Genomic DNA, 17,671 nt, shown 5'->3' on the forward strand with positions numbered 1-17,671 from the left:
CAAATGAATGATTTTATAGTTGGACAAGTGGTTCGTTCCGTAGCTGGTCGTGATAAGGGTCAGTTTATGGTGGTTATTGAAGTGTTGGATGATCAGTTCACCTATGTATGCAATGGAAAACTTCGTAAAGTGAGTAATCCAAAAAAAAAGAAGATCAAACACTTAGCGAAGACGAATCACATTGCCACAGATATTCGTGATAAAATATTAGATGGAAAAAAGATAAGTAACGCTGAGATTAGAAAAATACTCGAGTCCTATCACATGCCTAATGGTGTTGGGGATGAGAATCGTGAGGAGGTTTGATCAATGGCCAAAAAAGATGTTATCGAGGTTGAAGGCTCTGTTGTGGAGTCATTACCTAACACTATTTTCTTAGTAGAATTGGAAAATGGACATCAGATAACTGCACATATTTCGGGAAAACTTCGTATGAATTATATTCGTATTTTACCTGGCGATAAGGTAGTTGTTGAATTATCCCCATATGATTTGACCCGCGGGCGTATCGTATGGCGTGGGAAAGGGAAATCATAAAGGAGGCATTTAAATGAAAGTTAGATCATCAGTAAAAAAAATTTGTGAAAAGTGCAAAATCATTAAAAGGAATGGCCGTGTTATGGTAATTTGCGAAAACCCAAAACACAAACAACGACAAGGTTAAATCCGTCGAAACCAGAAAAAAAGAACATGGCCGCGGCAATTTTAGTCATGTTCATGAGATAAAGCGAAACAAATCGCTGAGAGTTAATGAGTTACGTCACTAACACGACTTAATCCTCAGTATTTAGAAAACAATTTAGGAGGTACACACCCTATGGCAAGAATTGCCGGAGTCGATTTGCCCCGAGATAAGCGGGTAGAAATTGGATTAACTTATATTTATGGTATTGGGCATTCTAGATCGTTACAGATCTTAAAAGCTTTGAATATCAACCCTGATACTAGAGTTAAAGATTTGACTGAAACTGAAGTTAATGATCTTAGAAATATCTTGGATGAAAAATACACTGTTGAAGGAGACCTTCGTCGAGAAGTAAACTTAAACATTAAACGATTGATCGAAATTGGGTCTTATAGAGGGTTACGTCATCGTCGAGGTCTTCCAGTCAGAGGACAGAAGACTAAGACAAATGCCAGAACACGTAAGGGCCCTAAACGAACAGTTGGAAGAAAGAAATAGGAGGGCTTAATAATGGCAGTAAAAAAATCGAGAAGAAAAGTAAAAAAAGTTAAAAAGAATATCGAACGTGGTCAAGCCCATATTCAATCTTCTTTCAACAACACAATTGTTACCATTACAGATATGTCCGGGAATGCTTTATCTTGGGCTAGTTCTGGTGGTTTAGGTTTTAAAGGTTCTCGTAAGAGTACGCCTTTTGCTTCCCAAATGGCAGCAGAAGAAGCTGCTAAAGGAGCCATGGAGCATGGATTAAAAACTGTAGAGGTTTTAGTCAGAGGCCCTGGTTCAGGACGTGAGGCAGCTATTCGTGCTTTACAGGCGGCCGGATTGGAAATTACCCTTATCCGAGATGTTACGCCTATTCCACATAACGGTTGTCGACCACCTAAGCGACGACGAGTATAATAGGAGGGCGAAGAAATGTCAAGAAATATAGAAGCTTCATGCAGACAGTGTAGACGTGAAGGTGCAAAATTGTACCTTAAGGGAGAACGTTGTTATTCAACGAATAAATGTGCGTTCGAGAGACGTCCAACACCACCTGGCCAACATGGAAAAAGAAGAACAAAAATATCAGAATATGGACTTCAATTACGTGAAAAACAAAAAGCAAAACGTATTTACGGAATATTGGAAAAACAGTTTAGATCATATTTTGAAATTGCTGAAAAACAAAAGGGAATTACCGGTCATAATTTATTAATCCATTTAGAGTCACGTTTAGATAATGTGGTTTATCGATTGGGTTTAGCTACTTCTCGTAAGGAAGCTAGACAATTAGTAGATCATGAGCATTTCCTTATTAATGGTAAAAAAATAAATATTCCTTCATACATTACCAGAGAAGGAGATACAATTGAAGTTCGACCAAAGAGTAAAAAGTCTCAAAAATTCAAAGACATTATAGAAGTGACCGAAAATAGAACAGTTGTACCTTGGTTGTCTAAAGATGTTGAAACTCTATCAGGTAAAATCATTGGAAGACCGGCAGTAGAAGACATTGATGTCGAAATTGCTGAACATCTTATTGTTGAATTGTATTCTAAATAGGCTACATGTTCGGGAACCAATTAACCCTCATGTTAATGAATGGATTATAAATAAGTAGGAGGGTCTTGATAAATGATCGAATTCGAAAAACCAGTTATCGAAATTGTTGATAAAAAAGACGACGAAACCTATGGGCGGTTTGTTATTGAACCTTTAGAAAGAGGATATGGAACAACTCTGGGTAATAGTCTAAGAAGAATTATGTTATCATCCTTACCGGGTGTAGCAGTAACATCAGTTAAAATAGAAGGCGTTTTACATGAATTTTCTACCATCCCAGGAGTTAAGGAGGACGTTATTGAAGTCCTTTTAAATCTCAAGGGGCTAGCGGCGGAAATATATTCAGATGAACCAAAAGTAATTTATATTGAAGCATCAGAAGAAGGCGAAATTACAGCAGGAGACATTATAGCAGATTCTGATGTCGATATTTTTAACCCTGAGATGCATATAGCTACTTTAGCTAAGGGTGGAACCCTCAATATGGAAATGCGGATCGAAAAAGGTCGAGGTTATGTAGCGGCAGATAAAAACAAGTATCCAGGAATGCCGATTGGGACAATTCCAATGGATTCAATTTTTTCTCCCATTTTAAAAGTTAATTTTTTAGTGGAAAATACCCGCGTCGGACAAATCACCGATTTTGATAAGCTAACGATCGATATATGGACGGATGGAACGACAACACCGGAAGAAGCTTTGTCTTTGGCAGCTAAGGTATTAAGTGAACACCTTAACTTGTTCATTAATTTAACCGAACATGCTACAACTGTGGAAATCATGGTTGAAAAAGAAGAAAGTGAAAAAGAACGTATTCGTGAAATGTCGATTGAGGAATTGGAACTTTCAGTGAGATCCAGTAATTGTTTAAGACGTGCGAATATTGATACAGTCGAAAAATTAACACAAAGAAGTGAAGAGGATATGATTAAAGTACGTAACCTCGGACGTAAATCTCTTAATGAAATCAAGCACAAACTCGCAGAAATTGGGTTGTCCTTGAGTCAAGAAGAAGAAAAGGCAAAGGAGTAATAGTACTATGGCGGGATATCGAAAACTAGGCCGTCCCTCTGATCAGCGAAGAGCATTATTGCGTAATCTTACCACAGCCCTTCTAGAACACGGGAAAATAGAAACTACCGTAACCAGAGCGAAGGAAGTTAAAAGATTAGCAGATAAAATGGTCACATTAGGTAAAAGAGGCGACTTACATGCCAGAAGGCAGGCAATTGCATATATAACACAAGAAGTTGTAGTTAAACAGTTGTTTGACGAAATAGCACCTAAATATACTGAAAGAAACGGTGGGTACACTCGAATTTATCGAGTTGGACCACGTCGCGGCGATGGCGCAGAAATGGCTATAATTGAATTAGTATAATTTATGATGCAAAAGAAAGGGATTAAGATGTTATTTATGCTTAGTCCCTTTCTTGCATTTGCGGGTAGATAAAGAGAAGAAGAATGTTAAGCAGCTAGCCAGGAAAAGGTCGAAGCTCGCAAAGATGTTTCGGCCCATTTAAAATACTCGTGATTAACACCAAAGAAGGTAAAACAAGTGACTATGGAACAAAAAGTAAAAATGATCGAAGTACGGGATGTTCAATTTGTATATCCAGGTAACAACGATACCGAATCTGTTGACGCTTTAAGTGGTGTGAATTTTCATATCGATAAAGGCGAGTTTGTTGGGATTATTGGTCATAATGGATCTGGAAAATCAACACTTTCTAAATTACTTAATGCCATTATATTTCCCACAAAAGGCGATGTAATTGTCAATGGATTAAACACAAAGGATCATGAACATTTGTGGGATATTCGCCAGACGGCTGGAATGGTATTTCAAAATCCAGACAACCAATTGGTCGCTACGATTGTGGAAGACGATGTTGCTTTCGGCCCAGAAAATCTTGGAGTTCCTTCTTTGGAAATCAGAGAACGAGTCGATCGGGCACTGGCAACAGTGGAAATGCAGGCATATGCACATCAAAAGCCACATCAATTATCTGGAGGCCAGAAACAACGTGTCGCAATTGCAGGAATTTTAGCGATGGAACCTGAATGCATTATTTTTGACGAACCGACTGCAATGCTTGATCCTTCAGGACGACGTGAAGTTATGGAAACCATCAAGAAATTGAATCGGGATAAAAATATGACAGTGATTCATATCACACATTATATGAGTGAAATTATAAATGCAGATCGTATTATTGTTTTGGATCAAGGTAAAATTGTAATGGAAGGGTCACCGGAATCAATATTTAAAAACGTTTGCGCCCTTAAAAAAATAGGTTTAGATGTTCCGCAGATGACGGAACTCGCTTATGAACTGAGAAATGAAGGAATGGACATCAGAGATAATATTCTCAGTATTGATGAAATGGTGGATGCTTTATGTCGGTAGAAATTAGAAATCTTTCACATATTTATTCAAAAGGGTCGCCTTTTGAATTTCAGGCACTCAATAATATTAATGTTACGATTGAAGATGGCAGTTTCATCGGGATTATTGGACATACCGGTTCAGGAAAATCGACATTGATACAGCACCTTAACGGATTGTTAACACCGACATCAGGAACTGTTTTGGTTGATGGCGAGGATATCTTCAATAAAAAAAAATCAGAAATGATTCAATTACGTCATCATATCGGTTTGGTTTTTCAGTATCCTGAACACCAGCTGTTTGAAGAAACTGTCCAAAAAGACGTGGCTTTTGGTCCAAAGAATCAAGGCTTATCTGAAGAAGAAGTGAATAACCGAGTCCGGCAATCAATAAAAATGGTTGGATTGAATTATGATGAAGTTAAGGATAAATCACCTTTTGAACTTTCAGGAGGACAAATGCGGAGAATTGCCATAGCCGGTGTTTTGGCTATGGAACCATCGGTATTAATCCTTGACGAACCAACAGCAGGTCTTGATCCAAGAGGCCGGGAAGAAATACTGGCACAGATTAAATTGCTGCACACACAAAAAAAAATGACGGTGATTTTAGTATCACATAGCATGGAAGACATCGGAAGATTAGTTGAAAAAATATTAGTAATGAATGCAGGTGAAGTTGTGTTTTATGACTCGCCTAATCGTGTATTTACGGAAATAGAGACACTTGAGAGCATTGGACTAGCTGTACCGGAGGTGACTTACCTCATGAAACGACTTAAAATAAAATATCCCGAAATACGAGAAGATATTTTTACAGTGGAAGCAGCAAAAGACGAAATTCTCAAAGTCATAAGAGGGTAACAAGATGTTAAAAGATGTTACTATTGGACAGTTTTATCCAACCGGATCGGTTATTCACAAATTGGATCCCCGGACAAAAATATTGTTTACGACAGCTTATATTGTGATGTTATTTTGTATTAACAATTTATGGGGCTATTTAGCTACATTTTTAGTACTAGTTATTGTTACGCTTATTTCAAAAATTCCAGTGGGCTATATTATCCGTGGAATCAAAGGTTTAGTACTAATTATATTATTAACGGTGACGCTAAATTTATTTATGACACCAGGAAACGTAGTGGCTGCACTTGGACCTTTTAATATAACCTTGGAAGGATTGAAGACCGCGACATTTATGGCTTTACGATTGATATTTCTAATTGTTGGTACCAGTATTATGACATTAACAACGTCTCCCCTTGACTTAACGGATGGGATGGAATGGTGTATGCGATTTATCCCATTTGTACGTCGCTATGCACATGAACTTTCCATGATGATGTCAATCGCACTGCGGTTTATTCCAACTTTAATGGAAGAAACGGATCGGATCATGAAGGCACAAAAAGCTAGGGGTGCAAATTTCGAAACAGGCAACATTATTTCAAGAGCAAAAAATCTTATTCCTATTCTGATACCGCTTTTTATTTCAGCATTTCGGAGAGCTGATGAGCTTGCGACAGCAATGGAAGCCCGGTGTTATCGAGGCGGTCAAAACAGAACGCGGATGAAACAACTTGTTTTTGAAAACAGGGATCGCGTGTCTTTTGTTCTAATGTTTATGATGATTGGTGGTTTGATCTTAACGACCATGATAAAGATACCGCTAATATTTCCGATTTAGAGAGAAATAATGAAAAATATAAAATTGATTATCAGTTATCGCGGAACACATTACTGTGGATGGCAAGTTCAAACCAATGGCATTACGATTCAGGAGATCATTGAAAAAGCGATTGAACAACTAACCGGCGAACAAACAAACCTTATTGGTTCCGGGAGAACGGATGCCGGGGTTCACGCAATTGGACAATGTGCAAATTTTTTAACCGATTCTACAATCCCGCCAGAAGCTTTTTATAAAGCGCTTAATACAAAGTTGCCGGATGATATTCGTATCATTGAAAGTCAACGGTGTGATCAAAGCTTTCATAGCCGTTATGATGCAAAAGGAAAGAGTTATGTCTATAAAATATGTGAAGAGCATGTGGTTAGTCCCTTTACAACAGATTTGGCATTTCATGTTGCCGATTCACTTGATTGGAAAGCGATGAAAGAAGCGGCAGCATATTTTATCGGTGAACATGATTTTAGATCATTTATGGCAAGTGGAAGTTCGGTCAAAAGTACGGTGAGAACAATTGAAGAGATTTCTTTTGATAAAAATGACAGTCTTCGAGAAATTACGTTTAAAGGAAATGGTTTTTTATACAACATGGTCCGGATTATGGTGGGAACACTCTACGAAGTTGGACGTCATCGTATTGCCAGCCACGATATACAAAAGATCATTTTAAGCAAGAATCGAAGTTTAGCAGGGATTACAGCACCGGCATACGGGCTTTATCTAAAAGAAGTATATTATGCGAATTAATTAGGCTTAAATGAAAACAAATAACTTGACACACCCGGGAAGATGCTATAAAATTAATGATGGACGTTAATGTATCCTTAGCCCAGATACTAGAAAATACGATTTCCGATAACTCCCACTTATCGGAAAACCAAAAATAATACAAATAAGAAATTATAAACTGAGGAGGACTTTTGAGATGAATGCGAATGCTACAAAAATGGCCAAATCTCATGAAATAGACCGTAAATGGTATGTTATTGATGCAGAAGGTAAGGTATTAGGAAGATTAGCTACAGAAGTTGCTGATATTTTACGAGGTAAAAATAAGCCGATTTATTCACCACATATGGATTGCGGTGATTTTGTAATTATTATCAATGCTGAAAAAATTGTGTTAACAGGAAATAAATTAGATCAGAAATTATATAAAACATATTCCGGTTATTCCGGTGGATTAAAGGAAATGACTTACAGAAAATTCTTAGCTGAGAAACCAGAACTTTTGGTTTTTAAAGCAGTAAAGGGTATGATCCCTCATAACAAATTAGGGGATAAGGTTGCTACAAAACTTAAAGTTTATGCAGGTAGTGAACATCCACACGCTGCGCAATTGCCAGAAGTTTACGAATTTTAACGCTGAGAAGGAGGAAATAGAGAATGGCTAAAGTACAATATTTTGGAACTGGAAGAAGAAAAACCTCGGTTGCCCGAGTTCGTTTATTACCCGGGAGTGGAAAATTTACAATTAACGGACGTGATATTGATGAATTTTTCGGAATGGAAACACTTAAGGTAATCGCAAGACAACCTTTGAAATTAACTGAAACCCTGGATACCTATGATGTGATCGTTAATGTTCATGGCGGCGGATTTACAGGACAAGCGGGAGCAATCAGACATGGGATTTCCCGTGCATTGCTTGAAGCGGACATCAACCTGAGACCAGCACTTAAACGTGCCGGTTACTTAACCCGAGATTCTCGAATGGTTGAAAGAAAGAAATACGGTCTTAAAAAAGCCCGTCGTGCACCACAGTTTTCAAAACGTTAATAACAGACTTTTCACAGGGTCCTGCGACATTCAATGTTGCAGGACTTTTAAGTGTTACAATAGTTAATTAAGAAAGTAGGAATTTATGAACAACAAACAGCCCATTATAAACATTGCTGTCATCGCCCACGTCGATGCCGGGAAATCTACTCTAGTAGATGCCCTTTTAGGACAAAGCCATGTTTTCAGGGATAATCAGGAGGTCGTAGACTGTGTTATGGACAGTAATGACCTAGAACGTGAACGTGGTATCACAATTTATTCAAAGAACTGTTCAATCATGTACAAGGATATTAAAATCAATATTGTCGACACACCAGGACATGCCGATTTTTCATCAGAAGTTGAACGTATTCTAAAAACCGTCGATACTGTCGTTCTTTTAGTCGACTCCAGTGAAGGACCGATGCCTCAAACACGTTTTGTATTAAACAAATCCTTGGAACAGGGCATAAACCCAATTCTTTTTATCAATAAAATTGACAAAAAAGATCAACGTGCCGAAGAAGTGGTCGATATGGTTTTTGATCTTTTCGTAGAACTGAAAGCGACTGACGAACAATTGGATTTTCCGGTGCTTTATGGTATCGCAAAAGAGGGCATTGCAATTCGGGATATGAGTGATGAAAGAGTCAATTTACAACCACTTTTTGAAACCATCGTTGAACACGTTGGACTGCACGATGATATGAGTCTGGAACCTTTGCAAATTCAAGTTTCATCACTTGCTTATGATGATTACATTGGCCGCTTGGGAATTGGAAAAATATACACCGGTACCATTCATGCAGGGGATCAAGTAGAAGTCTGTAAACAAGATGGCACGTTTAAAAAAGAAAAAATTAATCAGGTATTTGTTTACAAGGGTTTGGCTAGAGTTGAAGTCAAAGAGGCAAAAGCCGGTGATATTGTTGTAATTTCAGGTATTTCAGATATTTCGATTGGTGAAACCATTGGTGAAGTCAACCAGGTTCAACCGATGGAAATGATTGAAATTGAGGAACCGACACTTTCAATGAACTTCATGGTAAATAAATCGCCATTTGCAGGACAAGTTGGAAAATTTGTTACGACTCGTCATATTCGAGCTCGTCTTGAAAAAGAGCTGGAAGTAAATGTTGGATTAAAGGTAGAAGATATGGCTGATACGACTGATGGATTCAAGGTTTCCGGCAGAGGGGAACTTCATCTGTCGATTCTGATAGAAAACATGCGTCGCGAAGGCTACGAACTAGCCGTATCAAAACCTGAAGTCATTATGCATCGTGATGAAAATGGAAAACTAATGGAACCGGTTGAAGGTGTCATTATTTCTGTTCCTGAAAAATATTCTGGTGCGGTTATTTCTAAACTGAATGTTCGAAAAGGACAAATGGAAACCATGTACTCTGATGAAGGCTGGACGAAAATGGAATTTTTAGTGCCGACTCGTGGCTTATTAGGGTATCAAAGTGAATTTATTAATGATACCCATGGCGAAGGAACCATGGTTCGCCGCTTTGCTTCTTTTGAACAGCATAAAGGGGATATTCCGCAACGACAGAATGGCGTACTCATTTCACAATTCAATGGCGAAACCATGGCATACTCACTTTTCAATTTAAGTGATCGTGGGGAAATGATGGTTGCAGCTGGAACAAAGGTATATGAAGGTATGGTCATTGGGATTAATAATCGTAGCGATGACATGACCGTCAACCCAACTAAGAATAAAAAAATGACAAATGTTCGTTCTTCCGGAACAGATGAAGCTTTGAAATTAATTGAACCCAAAATAATGACGTTAGAGCAGGCGTTAGAGTTTATTAATGATGATGAGTTGGTAGAAGTAACGCCAAGTGATATTCGAATCCGAAAGAAAGTACTATCCGAATTAGATCGAAAAAGAACTAAACGCTAAGCAATAATGATCCCTTCGAAATAATTTAAATTTGAATTTTATGTTTGTATCGACAACCTCAGGAACGCACTATCTGTGTTTCTGAGGTTGTTAAAATAAGGGAATAAAAAGAAATTCATATTAATTTAAATAATCAATCAAAATAGATTGACCGTTAAACTTTTTATGTGCTATGATGAGTAAAATCTTAGCTAGGAGGTTAACAACAAATGATTGATATTGATAAGCAGGAAGCTGAAGAAGGTAAAGTAATTTCTATTTTTGCATACCTTGGTATTTTATTTTTAATTCCATTGTTGGCAGGAAAAGACAATAAATTTGCACAGTTTCATGCAAATCAGGGCTTGGTATTGTGTTTAGCATCTTTCGCCATGTGGATTGTGTATTCGATTTTGAATTTGCTCTTTTCACCCTTCGGGATTTTAGGTGGTATTCTTAGCATGATCATCGGATTAGTTTATCTTGTCGCTTCATTGGGGATTTTGGCACTTATGATTATTGGAATAATAAATGTCGTGAATCTTGAAGCAAAACCTCTTCCCGTTCTTGGTAGTATTACATTAATAAAATCCTACTAGTCATTCATTTTAAAGTTGATCATAATAAAAAGCATTACTAAAATAGTAGTGCTTTTTTACTTTACATAATAATTTTGGAAAGTCGGCTATAAATACAACTGTATTATAGAAATGAAGCAAAAGGTATTTAGCAAAATTTGTTTATGAATGCTATAATATTAAAAAAGGTGGTAAAGAAATGGAAAATAGTGATAAGGGAAAAAAAAATAAGCCGGAGATGAGTGAAATGACGTTTAGAAATTATCTGTTTTTGATTTCTTTCGCCATTTGTCTTTTTGTTGCGTTGTTAAACATTAATTACTTAGTTGGTTATTTAGGCATATTTATGAACATCATTACGCCGGTATTGATTGGATTAGGAATATCATTTGTCTTAAATATTCCCATGTCTTTTATCGAAAGGCATTTCTTGACTTTTATGGAAAAATTTAAGAATAAGAAAAATAAAGACTTAAGTAAGACTAAACGGGTTATTGCGATAACCATTACATTTGTTTTGATGCTGGGAATTATTGCCGCTATTATTACATTTATTGTTCCACAAGTAAGCGAAAGTGTAAATACACTTATTGATAAATTACCAGGATATATTGATTCATTTAATACTTTGGTAGATCAGGGATTAGCATTCTTTGGACTGCCGGCAGCATTGTGGAATGATCTCACGATTCAATGGGATGAACTATGGGGTCAATTTGGAGGGCTGGTGATCAATTCAGTACCAGAAATATTTAATGTTACGAAAAGTGTCACAACCGGGATCGTTAATATCGTAATGGGGATCGTAATTTCAATTTATCTTCTTGCAGACAAGGAAAAACTTTTGGCTTTAAAGGACAAACTCATTTATGCTTATATCCGAAAAGATCGAGCAGATTTTATACAAGATGTAAGCATTACTGCTAATCAGGTCTTTCATGGCTTTATTGCAGGCCAATTGACAGAAGCTTTTATTCTGGGAACCCTCTGCACCATCGGGTTGGCGATTCTGCAAATTCCCTACGCACTGCTCATCGGTGTTCTTGTCGGGATGACCAGTGTTATTCCTGTATTTGGAGCATTTCTTGGTGCCGTTCCCAGTGGCTTTATATTATTAGTGGTCAATCCATTCTATTGTCTGATTTTTGTTATTTATATTGTTGTACTCCAGCAAATTGAGACCAATGTAATATATCCACGGGTCGTGGGAAGTTCAGTTGGGCTATCAGGTCTTTGGGTGCTAATCGGAATGATTATTGGTGGAAGTCTGTTCGGTATTCTGGGGACTATTTTAGGAATACCTACTTTTGCTGTTATTTATGCAGTATTTAGAAAAATAACAAACGAACGCATTATAAAGAAGACCATGAGTGATATTGATTAAAATAAAAAAGGATTCCGGCAGTTTTGCAGGAGTCCTTTTTTTAGTTGAATTTATTTGTTTTTGAATTTATTTTTTTCGATTCGTTGTTTTACCTTAGAGACAAGCAGAGAAAGGTTTGTCGTGAAATTTTGAATTCCCGAATAAAGAGGATGACGATTGTCAAAATCACGAATATCACCATTTTGATTCAATAATCGATTGGGTGGGTGATTACGATGGGGAAGTCTTGATTCTGTCCCGACAACAATTCGTTTTGCGGCAATGTTAATGAATAGTATATTGACGACATCCCAGGCGCATTCATAAGCTATTATTTTGTCCTGGTTTGCTTTGATTTGGAGAGTGTATTTGCGAATGAATTCGGCCGAAAAGCCCTGGCTGTTAAAAGTAATACAATGAGATATCTTATTGCCATCAACAATGGTAATATATTGTCCATTATTTCCGCCTTTGGAATGGCCGGTGATGATGTAGTCGTTAATATTAAAGGTATCATTTACCTCATGAAAAAATTCCAGTGCCTTTATTTGTTGCGGGGTATCGCAAAGAAAACCGCCCTTAATGTTATCAATCCATCCAGTACCTGTAGTACCGCGAAAAGCAATGATTCCAGTATTCTCAGCTTGTTCAAAAAAGCAATATGCGACAAGAGCACTTTCTGGATGATTGGTATAAGCAAGGACCTTTAAAGAAGTGAGATGCGAATTCGTTTGAATTAAATGTAGGGAATTTGACCACTCGGTTGAAGACATGGCACAATCTCCTGCTAAGGATTTAACCCTTTTTAAGAGTGCTGCAACCATTTCACCAACTGTATAATCATGAAGTGCCGATGAGGCAATTGGAAGATCCAATGCCGCAAGTTGACTGAGTAAGTTGAGCTCATTGTGATATAACATGTTTTTTACTTCCTATTAGTTATGTTTTCAAAAAAAATATTTATTAACGCTTTTCTGGTTTGAATCAGGATTATTTTTGGTTTTATTTTTTGTTAAAATTGCTTTGTATATTTCTAATGATGATTGAAAGTTATGGTGGGACATGCCGGGAAATGCTTTCATAATACGTTTATGTGCATAACGGTTGATTTTTCGTGTTTCATTAATACGATTAACCAGATAAATGACCAGATTTTGGGCGGAATCCATGGCCTCTGCAAGGGTACTATCTTTTAATTCCTGAACCTTACTTTGGGCGGAATCTATGGCATCTGCCAGCGTACCATCTTTTAATTCCTGAATCTTTGCAGCAAATTCATGAGCGGTTGAGATTCCTTTATCTTTTAAACTGTCTTTGAATTCGGTCGTTGCATCATAAATGCTGACCAGCTTTTTATTAAAGACGAGAGTTTCATGGGTTGATTCAACCACATCGCAGAGAAAAAAAACAGCCGTAATGGTCGCGATAATTTGAATCCACAAAGCAGAAAAACTGGTAATAATTCCCTGGACAAAAGGATAAATAAAATACATCAGGGCTAGGGACATGATGCCAAAGAAAAATGAATTAAGCAAACAGACGCGACCATTAATATTATATTTTTTATTTGAGTAATCCCACCATTTGGCATGAAATATTTTTTCCATCCCCCAACTAGTGATGTATTCTAGACTGCTGGTAAAAACAACACCCAGTAAAAATACGACCGGGGCATCGCTGGTGAAGGGCAGCAGAAACATCACAATAAACAGAGCGCCAACACCATATATGGGACAATAAGGTCCGATTAAAAATCCGCGATTGGTAATTTTTCTCTCAAGGATTGAGCAATAAACAACTTCACAGATCCAGCCGATGAAGGCATAGAGGATAAAACAAATAAAGAGAAGACTTAGCGCATAGTACATAAATACTTCCTTTCCAGCTGCTATTATTAAATCATTCTAACATATCAAATTGATGTCTCATAGATAAATCTGATTTCCTGGATAAATAGTTGTTAAATACAAATATTTATCCAAGATCAATGGATATGTTTTAGTTTTTTAAGACGATATCGTTTATAATAAAAGAAACAAGTCCTCAACAAACACTTATAATGGTGTAATTAAAACTAATTAACATAATAGAGGGAGACCATAAAATGAAAACAACTCACATTGAAATTACCAGCAATGAACAACTGATTGATATTACCCAAAGCGTCAGAGATTATATCTCTAAAATACGGTTAAAAGATGGTTTTGTCCATATTCAAATTCCGGAAAGAACATCAGCAGTTACCCTTTCGGTTAACGATAATTGGCGTTTGGAAAAGGAGTTCTTCAATAAGATCAATCATCTATTGCCGAAGTATGATGGCATGAAATTTACCGGTTGGACAACTGCAAATGTTAAAGCAAGCATTTTTGGCATGACGATTCAAATCATGGTTCAGGATGGAACGTTGATACTCGATAAAAATCAAAGTATTTATTTTGTTGAATTTCAGGGTCCGGGCGAACGACAGTATTTTATGAGCTCCATGGGAACGACATTGTCTGAAAATGAAGAGCCTGAGATGCCCAACGATCTGAAAATACTATATAAAACACGTGAAAAATTTGAAGCCGAACAAGAAAAAATTAAAGAAGAAATGCGTATTGAATGGAAGCTTTGTGAGGAAAAACGATTATTGCTGGAAAAGGAAAAGGAAAAGGAAATAGAAATAGAAATAGAGCAATCAGAAGAATAATAAATAGTGCGGATAGATACATAAACGGTGTAAAACAAGGGATGAACGATAAAAAGAACAGAAAGGCAGTAAAAAATGAGCTGGAAATTCTTGGAAACCGATAAAATAATAAAAACGACAGAATTATCTGATTTTATTAATACAGAGTCTTATGTGCCGGATGATTTTTTGAATTTCTTTGGAAAAGAAGGAGAACGGCTGGCATTAATGTTTAATGGTCGTGAATATCCGGCATATGTTGAAACTGAAGGAGGAAACCCAAAACTAAAATTGAGTAAAGTGCTGATCCGAAAATTTGGAGAAGTATTTCCGCAATATAATTCTTGGTTTCAGGATATTAAAGATTCGGAAAAGACACCATGTATTGAAATAATAAAAGAAAGTGATCACTATAATATAAGATTACTTATTGAAAATAAAGAAATAAACGGTAATAAAGAGGAAAATATTGAAGAAAATAAGGAGGATCCCAAACAAAAAAAATCAGGATTACAAGGGCTGTTAAAAAAGTGGATTATTGACTACCCGAATTACTATCCCAGAGACTTTAGATTTTCATTTAAGGACGTTATCAATGAAGAAATACCAGGTGCTTTGGTAGGACTTGAAAAAATTAAAACCGGAAATTACAGTGTTCAAGGATTTGCCGGAGATTCACAGTGGGCAGAAATTCCCTGGGTTATGGTGACGGATAAACGGATCGAAAACAGTATTGATAATGGCCTTCATCTCGTATATTTTCTGGCAATGGATAGCAGAAAATTATATTTATCCATTATCTATACAGAAAGCGGTCTGGGGATAAGAAGTCTTTCGGAGAAAGTGAATGAACTGAAAGAGAAAGTTGATACCAAAAATTATAAAACGAATCATCAAGAACTGCTGTTGGCGAATGCGACATTGGTTTCAGGGATTCTTTGCTATCGTGAATACACAGAAGATATGCCGGAAGATGATGTGCTGGAAGCCGAATTTGAAGATTTTAGAAAAATATATGCTGCTTGTATAGCAATGGATTCAGAACCGATGGATATCACCAGCGATGATGAATTTATGGAAGCGTCAATAGAAAATCATCAAGAGTCAGTGGAAGAAAATAGTTCGGAGGAACTTCAAAATGAAGTGTTAAATGAAGTGGCAGAGCCGGAACAAAAGGACCAACCGATTTTCAAAAAGGGAATAGCATACAACGAAATTGATGATGAATCAAATGCAATGGATTTAGAAATTCAGATGCCTAATATTGAAGAAGAAGTAAAAACAGAAAAAATGAAAATAGCGATGGAATCGATAAAATTGCAAGAAAAATTCATCTTTGAAGAACAAAATGAAGATGATGATATTGTAAATGAACAGGATGAAATCAGAGAGCATCAAAAAGAAAATATTAAAAAAAGCGTTCAGGATGATAGAGATTTTATGAAAAAATTGAAACATTATCCAGTAAAAAATGAAACCCTGACATCCTATCTTCAGTTAATATTGGCGAAAATGGCAAACAAGGGGTTCATTTATCCCTCAGAACTGGTAAAATGCTATTATCTTTCTTTAAAATCAAAACCTTTTGTGATGATTAAGGGATATGTGGGCAGTGGAAAAACAAGCTTACCGCGTCTATTTGCTGAATCTATTGGTGCTAATGCTGAAAATGGACGATTCCTTAGGGTATTAGTTGGGAAAAATTGGAAGGACGAAAAAAGTATTTTCGGAACCTTAGATAGTCGGGGGCATTTTATCCCAGGGCCGATCATGATGATTTTAAAAAGTTCAAAAGAAAACCCCGAGAAACCGCATTTTTTTCTTTTTGATGAAATGGATCGATCTTTGCCGGAAAATTATATGCGATTATTACTGGAAGGGATCAATGGAAATGATGAACCATTTCTGTCACGGGAAGATTTTGGGGCGGATATTGCGGCGTATCGAGAATATGGCGAGCTTCATTTCCCTGATAATCTATATGTTGTTGGAACGATTAACGGGGGGCCCGGTAGCTTTCCGATAGAGTCCAGAGTTATCGATAGTGGAAATACCCTTGAAATGCCAACGGTTGAAATAAGTGCTTTTCCTAATTTTGGAAGTTCAGTCGGGGAAAGTAATTGGGATAACAATCAGTTTAAACTTCAAAACAAATCTCAAGGTTTGTCGGAAATCATCGAAAAGCTGATGTATTTATTGAATGAACTTCAAAATATTTTAGCGAACTTTGATCATCCGATGGGGTACCGCGGGAAAAATGAGATTTTAGCATTTGGGATAAATAGTGGTGTAGAAAGTTTGTTTAATGAAAAAGAAGTCATTGATCTGGCAATCCTGCAAAGGATTCTTCCCGCTATAAATGAACAAAAAGATAAAAACGACGATGTTTACAAAGTATTGGTATGCTTTGGTTTAGAAGAAAGCTTAAAGCAAAGTTTGTTAAATGAAGAGACAAAAATGAAGTTTTGCAACCGCCTGGAAAAGATATTGAAAGCTGAAGCGCTGCCCTGTCCGAGGAGTGGAGAGCAGATTATAAAAAAACTGAAAAGCTTGATAGAATAAAAAAAGGCGACAGCCTTTTTTTATTCTGCTTTTTCGAGAGCGGAATCATTATTTGGTAATAAAGTGATTAATTCTTTAATTAATTCCTGACGGCGTAAAATTCCGATAAAAATACCGAGGTCGTCAACCAAAGGAATAAAGTTTTGGCTTACCGCGAGTTCAACTAAATGTTCATAACTTTCATTGATCCGAGCGACTTCAACTTTTGTTTTGAATTCGACATCTTTAATTTTAAAAGAATTTAAATCAATTTCAGGGTGTGTTAAACTTAAGTTTAAGGATCTTAAGAGATCACCTTCGCAAATGGTGCCAATATACTGTCCTTTTTTGTTGATGACTGGCAACGCAGTATAATTTGTAATAATAAACATGTTATACGCTTGCTGAAATGAATCGGTATTGGTTAAAAAGACGGTGTCACTTTTTGGTAATAAATAGAATAAATGGTTTTTCATAGAAAAGAGCTCCTTATTCTTTACTAAATATTTTTAGAAATATGTTGTTCAAACATTCTAACAT

The 17,671-nt window shown here is 36.6% G+C and carries 22 protein-coding genes; 19 read left to right on the forward strand and 3 right to left on the reverse strand.

The window, feature by feature from the left end:
• The first annotated feature begins 3 nt into the window (after positions 1-3).
• The 17 genes from FZC41_RS14380 to FZC41_RS14460 all read left to right on the forward strand — a co-directional run bounded on the left by FZC41_RS14380 (position 4) and on the right by FZC41_RS14460 (position 11,937).
• Positions 4-306, forward strand: a complete 303-nt coding sequence (locus tag FZC41_RS14380) for a KOW domain-containing RNA-binding protein (RefSeq protein WP_148568140.1) — start codon at positions 4-6, stop codon at positions 304-306.
• A 3-nt stretch (positions 307-309) separates the two neighbouring features.
• The gene (gene infA, locus FZC41_RS14385) at positions 310-537 is read left to right on the forward strand and encodes a translation initiation factor IF-1 (RefSeq protein WP_026393614.1); all 228 of its coding nucleotides are present in this window, start codon (positions 310-312) and stop codon (positions 535-537) included.
• Positions 538-550: 13 nt separating this feature from the next.
• Complete coding sequence (gene rpmJ / locus FZC41_RS14390; protein WP_148568141.1) at positions 551-664, forward strand: 50S ribosomal protein L36; 114 nt, start codon at positions 551-553, stop codon at positions 662-664.
• A 153-nt stretch (positions 665-817) separates the two neighbouring features.
• On the forward strand, positions 818-1,183 hold the full coding sequence (gene rpsM / locus FZC41_RS14395; protein WP_148568142.1) for a 30S ribosomal protein S13: 366 nt from the start codon (positions 818-820) through the stop codon (positions 1,181-1,183).
• A 12-nt stretch (positions 1,184-1,195) separates the two neighbouring features.
• Entirely contained in the window at positions 1,196-1,588 is a 393-nt protein-coding gene (gene rpsK / locus FZC41_RS14400; RefSeq protein ID WP_148568143.1) for a 30S ribosomal protein S11, read from the forward strand.
• 15 nt (positions 1,589-1,603) lie between these two features.
• Positions 1,604-2,233 carry a 30S ribosomal protein S4 gene (gene rpsD, locus FZC41_RS14405; RefSeq protein ID WP_148568144.1) on the forward strand — a complete coding sequence of 210 codons (630 nt, stop codon included), beginning with the start codon at positions 1,604-1,606 and terminating at the stop codon, positions 2,231-2,233.
• A gap of 72 nt (positions 2,234-2,305) precedes the next feature.
• Entirely contained in the window at positions 2,306-3,265 is a 960-nt protein-coding gene (locus FZC41_RS14410) for a DNA-directed RNA polymerase subunit alpha (RefSeq protein WP_148568145.1), read from the forward strand.
• 7 nt (positions 3,266-3,272) lie between these two features.
• Complete coding sequence (gene rplQ, locus FZC41_RS14415; RefSeq protein ID WP_148568146.1) at positions 3,273-3,614, forward strand: 50S ribosomal protein L17; 342 nt, start codon at positions 3,273-3,275, stop codon at positions 3,612-3,614.
• Positions 3,615-3,797: 183 nt separating this feature from the next.
• The gene (locus FZC41_RS14420) at positions 3,798-4,643 is read left to right on the forward strand and encodes an energy-coupling factor transporter ATPase (protein ID WP_148568242.1); all 846 of its coding nucleotides are present in this window, start codon (positions 3,798-3,800) and stop codon (positions 4,641-4,643) included.
• Positions 4,634-5,488 (forward strand): energy-coupling factor transporter ATPase, encoded by an 855-nt coding sequence (locus FZC41_RS14425; protein WP_148568147.1) that lies wholly within the window; start codon positions 4,634-4,636, stop codon positions 5,486-5,488. Before FZC41_RS14420 ends, FZC41_RS14425 begins: the two co-directional genes overlap by 10 nt.
• Positions 5,489-5,492: 4 nt before the next feature.
• Positions 5,493-6,314: an energy-coupling factor transporter transmembrane component T family protein gene (locus tag FZC41_RS14430; RefSeq protein WP_148568148.1), complete on the forward strand. Its 822-nt coding sequence runs from the start codon at positions 5,493-5,495 to the stop codon at positions 6,312-6,314.
• Between the two features lie 9 nt (positions 6,315-6,323).
• Positions 6,324-7,064 carry a tRNA pseudouridine(38-40) synthase TruA gene (truA, locus tag FZC41_RS14435; RefSeq protein ID WP_148568149.1) on the forward strand — a complete coding sequence of 247 codons (741 nt, stop codon included), beginning with the start codon at positions 6,324-6,326 and terminating at the stop codon, positions 7,062-7,064.
• A 178-nt stretch (positions 7,065-7,242) separates the two neighbouring features.
• On the forward strand, positions 7,243-7,680 hold the full coding sequence (gene rplM / locus FZC41_RS14440) for a 50S ribosomal protein L13 (protein ID WP_148568150.1): 438 nt from the start codon (positions 7,243-7,245) through the stop codon (positions 7,678-7,680).
• Positions 7,681-7,703: 23 nt separating this feature from the next.
• Positions 7,704-8,096, forward strand: a complete 393-nt coding sequence (rpsI, locus tag FZC41_RS14445) for a 30S ribosomal protein S9 (RefSeq protein WP_148568151.1) — start codon at positions 7,704-7,706, stop codon at positions 8,094-8,096.
• An 85-nt stretch (positions 8,097-8,181) separates the two neighbouring features.
• Positions 8,182-9,996 (forward strand): translational GTPase TypA, encoded by a 1,815-nt coding sequence (gene typA, locus FZC41_RS14450; RefSeq protein WP_148568152.1) that lies wholly within the window; start codon positions 8,182-8,184, stop codon positions 9,994-9,996.
• A gap of 209 nt (positions 9,997-10,205) precedes the next feature.
• Positions 10,206-10,574: a hypothetical protein gene (locus FZC41_RS14455; RefSeq protein ID WP_148568153.1), complete on the forward strand. Its 369-nt coding sequence runs from the start codon at positions 10,206-10,208 to the stop codon at positions 10,572-10,574.
• 178 nt (positions 10,575-10,752) lie between these two features.
• A complete protein-coding gene (locus tag FZC41_RS14460) occupies positions 10,753-11,937 on the forward strand; it encodes an AI-2E family transporter (RefSeq protein WP_148568154.1) in 1,185 nt (394 codons plus the stop codon).
• A gap of 50 nt (positions 11,938-11,987) precedes the next feature.
• Here FZC41_RS14460 and FZC41_RS14465 read toward each other — a convergent pair whose 3' ends face one another.
• Positions 11,988-12,836: an Mbeg1-like protein gene (locus FZC41_RS14465; RefSeq protein ID WP_148568155.1), complete on the reverse strand. Its 849-nt coding sequence runs from the start codon at positions 12,834-12,836 to the stop codon at positions 11,988-11,990.
• Positions 12,837-12,863: 27 nt separating this feature from the next.
• Positions 12,864-13,784 carry a putative ABC transporter permease gene (locus FZC41_RS14470; protein ID WP_148568156.1) on the reverse strand — a complete coding sequence of 307 codons (921 nt, stop codon included), beginning with the start codon at positions 13,782-13,784 and terminating at the stop codon, positions 12,864-12,866.
• Positions 13,785-14,020: 236 nt separating this feature from the next.
• Here FZC41_RS14470 and FZC41_RS14475 point away from each other — a divergent pair, with 236 nt between their 5' ends.
• A complete protein-coding gene (locus FZC41_RS14475) occupies positions 14,021-14,611 on the forward strand; it encodes a YjbQ family protein (protein ID WP_148568157.1) in 591 nt (196 codons plus the stop codon).
• A gap of 75 nt (positions 14,612-14,686) precedes the next feature.
• Entirely contained in the window at positions 14,687-17,152 is a 2,466-nt protein-coding gene (locus FZC41_RS14480) for an MrcB family domain-containing protein (protein WP_148568158.1), read from the forward strand.
• Between the two features lie 20 nt (positions 17,153-17,172).
• Here the strand turns inward: FZC41_RS14480 and FZC41_RS14485 are convergent, their stop codons facing one another.
• Positions 17,173-17,607: a CBS domain-containing protein gene (locus FZC41_RS14485; protein ID WP_148568159.1), complete on the reverse strand. Its 435-nt coding sequence runs from the start codon at positions 17,605-17,607 to the stop codon at positions 17,173-17,175.
• Between the last annotated feature and the right edge of the window lie 64 nt (positions 17,608-17,671).

This window comes from Acetobacterium paludosum (assembly GCF_008086595.1).
In the GTDB taxonomy this organism is placed as follows: Bacteria; Bacillota; Clostridia; order Eubacteriales; family Eubacteriaceae; genus Acetobacterium; species Acetobacterium paludosum.

Bases quoted from the DNA above. Each gene is read 5' to 3' on its own strand.
- rpsM (WP_148568142.1), top strand. From the start codon at position 818: ATGGCAAGAATTGCCGGAGTCGATTTGCCCCGAGATAAGCGGGTAGAA.
- FZC41_RS14485 (WP_148568159.1), bottom strand. From the start codon at position 17,607: ATGAAAAACCATTTATTCTATTTATTACCAAAAAGTGACACCGTCTTT.
- truA (WP_148568149.1), top strand. From the start codon at position 6,324: ATGAAAAATATAAAATTGATTATCAGTTATCGCGGAACACATTACTGT.
- rplQ (WP_148568146.1), top strand. From the start codon at position 3,273: ATGGCGGGATATCGAAAACTAGGCCGTCCCTCTGATCAGCGAAGAGCA.
- FZC41_RS14475 (WP_148568157.1), top strand. From the start codon at position 14,021: ATGAAAACAACTCACATTGAAATTACCAGCAATGAACAACTGATTGAT.
- FZC41_RS14465 (WP_148568155.1), bottom strand. From the start codon at position 12,836: ATGTTATATCACAATGAGCTCAACTTACTCAGTCAACTTGCGGCATTG.
- FZC41_RS14430 (WP_148568148.1), top strand. From the start codon at position 5,493: ATGTTAAAAGATGTTACTATTGGACAGTTTTATCCAACCGGATCGGTT.
- FZC41_RS14480 (WP_148568158.1), top strand. From the start codon at position 14,687: ATGAGCTGGAAATTCTTGGAAACCGATAAAATAATAAAAACGACAGAA.
- FZC41_RS14470 (WP_148568156.1), bottom strand. From the start codon at position 13,784: ATGTACTATGCGCTAAGTCTTCTCTTTATTTGTTTTATCCTCTATGCC.
- rpsI (WP_148568151.1), top strand. From the start codon at position 7,704: ATGGCTAAAGTACAATATTTTGGAACTGGAAGAAGAAAAACCTCGGTT.
- FZC41_RS14410 (WP_148568145.1), top strand. From the start codon at position 2,306: ATGATCGAATTCGAAAAACCAGTTATCGAAATTGTTGATAAAAAAGAC.
- rpsD (WP_148568144.1), top strand. From the start codon at position 1,604: ATGTCAAGAAATATAGAAGCTTCATGCAGACAGTGTAGACGTGAAGGT.
- typA (WP_148568152.1), top strand. From the start codon at position 8,182: ATGAACAACAAACAGCCCATTATAAACATTGCTGTCATCGCCCACGTC.
- FZC41_RS14460 (WP_148568154.1), top strand. From the start codon at position 10,753: ATGGAAAATAGTGATAAGGGAAAAAAAAATAAGCCGGAGATGAGTGAA.
- rpsK (WP_148568143.1), top strand. From the start codon at position 1,196: ATGGCAGTAAAAAAATCGAGAAGAAAAGTAAAAAAAGTTAAAAAGAAT.
- infA (WP_026393614.1), top strand. From the start codon at position 310: ATGGCCAAAAAAGATGTTATCGAGGTTGAAGGCTCTGTTGTGGAGTCA.
- rplM (WP_148568150.1), top strand. From the start codon at position 7,243: ATGAATGCGAATGCTACAAAAATGGCCAAATCTCATGAAATAGACCGT.
- FZC41_RS14455 (WP_148568153.1), top strand. From the start codon at position 10,206: ATGATTGATATTGATAAGCAGGAAGCTGAAGAAGGTAAAGTAATTTCT.
- FZC41_RS14425 (WP_148568147.1), top strand. From the start codon at position 4,634: ATGTCGGTAGAAATTAGAAATCTTTCACATATTTATTCAAAAGGGTCG.
- FZC41_RS14420 (WP_148568242.1), top strand. From the start codon at position 3,798: ATGGAACAAAAAGTAAAAATGATCGAAGTACGGGATGTTCAATTTGTA.
- FZC41_RS14380 (WP_148568140.1), top strand. From the start codon at position 4: ATGAATGATTTTATAGTTGGACAAGTGGTTCGTTCCGTAGCTGGTCGT.
- rpmJ (WP_148568141.1), top strand. From the start codon at position 551: ATGAAAGTTAGATCATCAGTAAAAAAAATTTGTGAAAAGTGCAAAATC.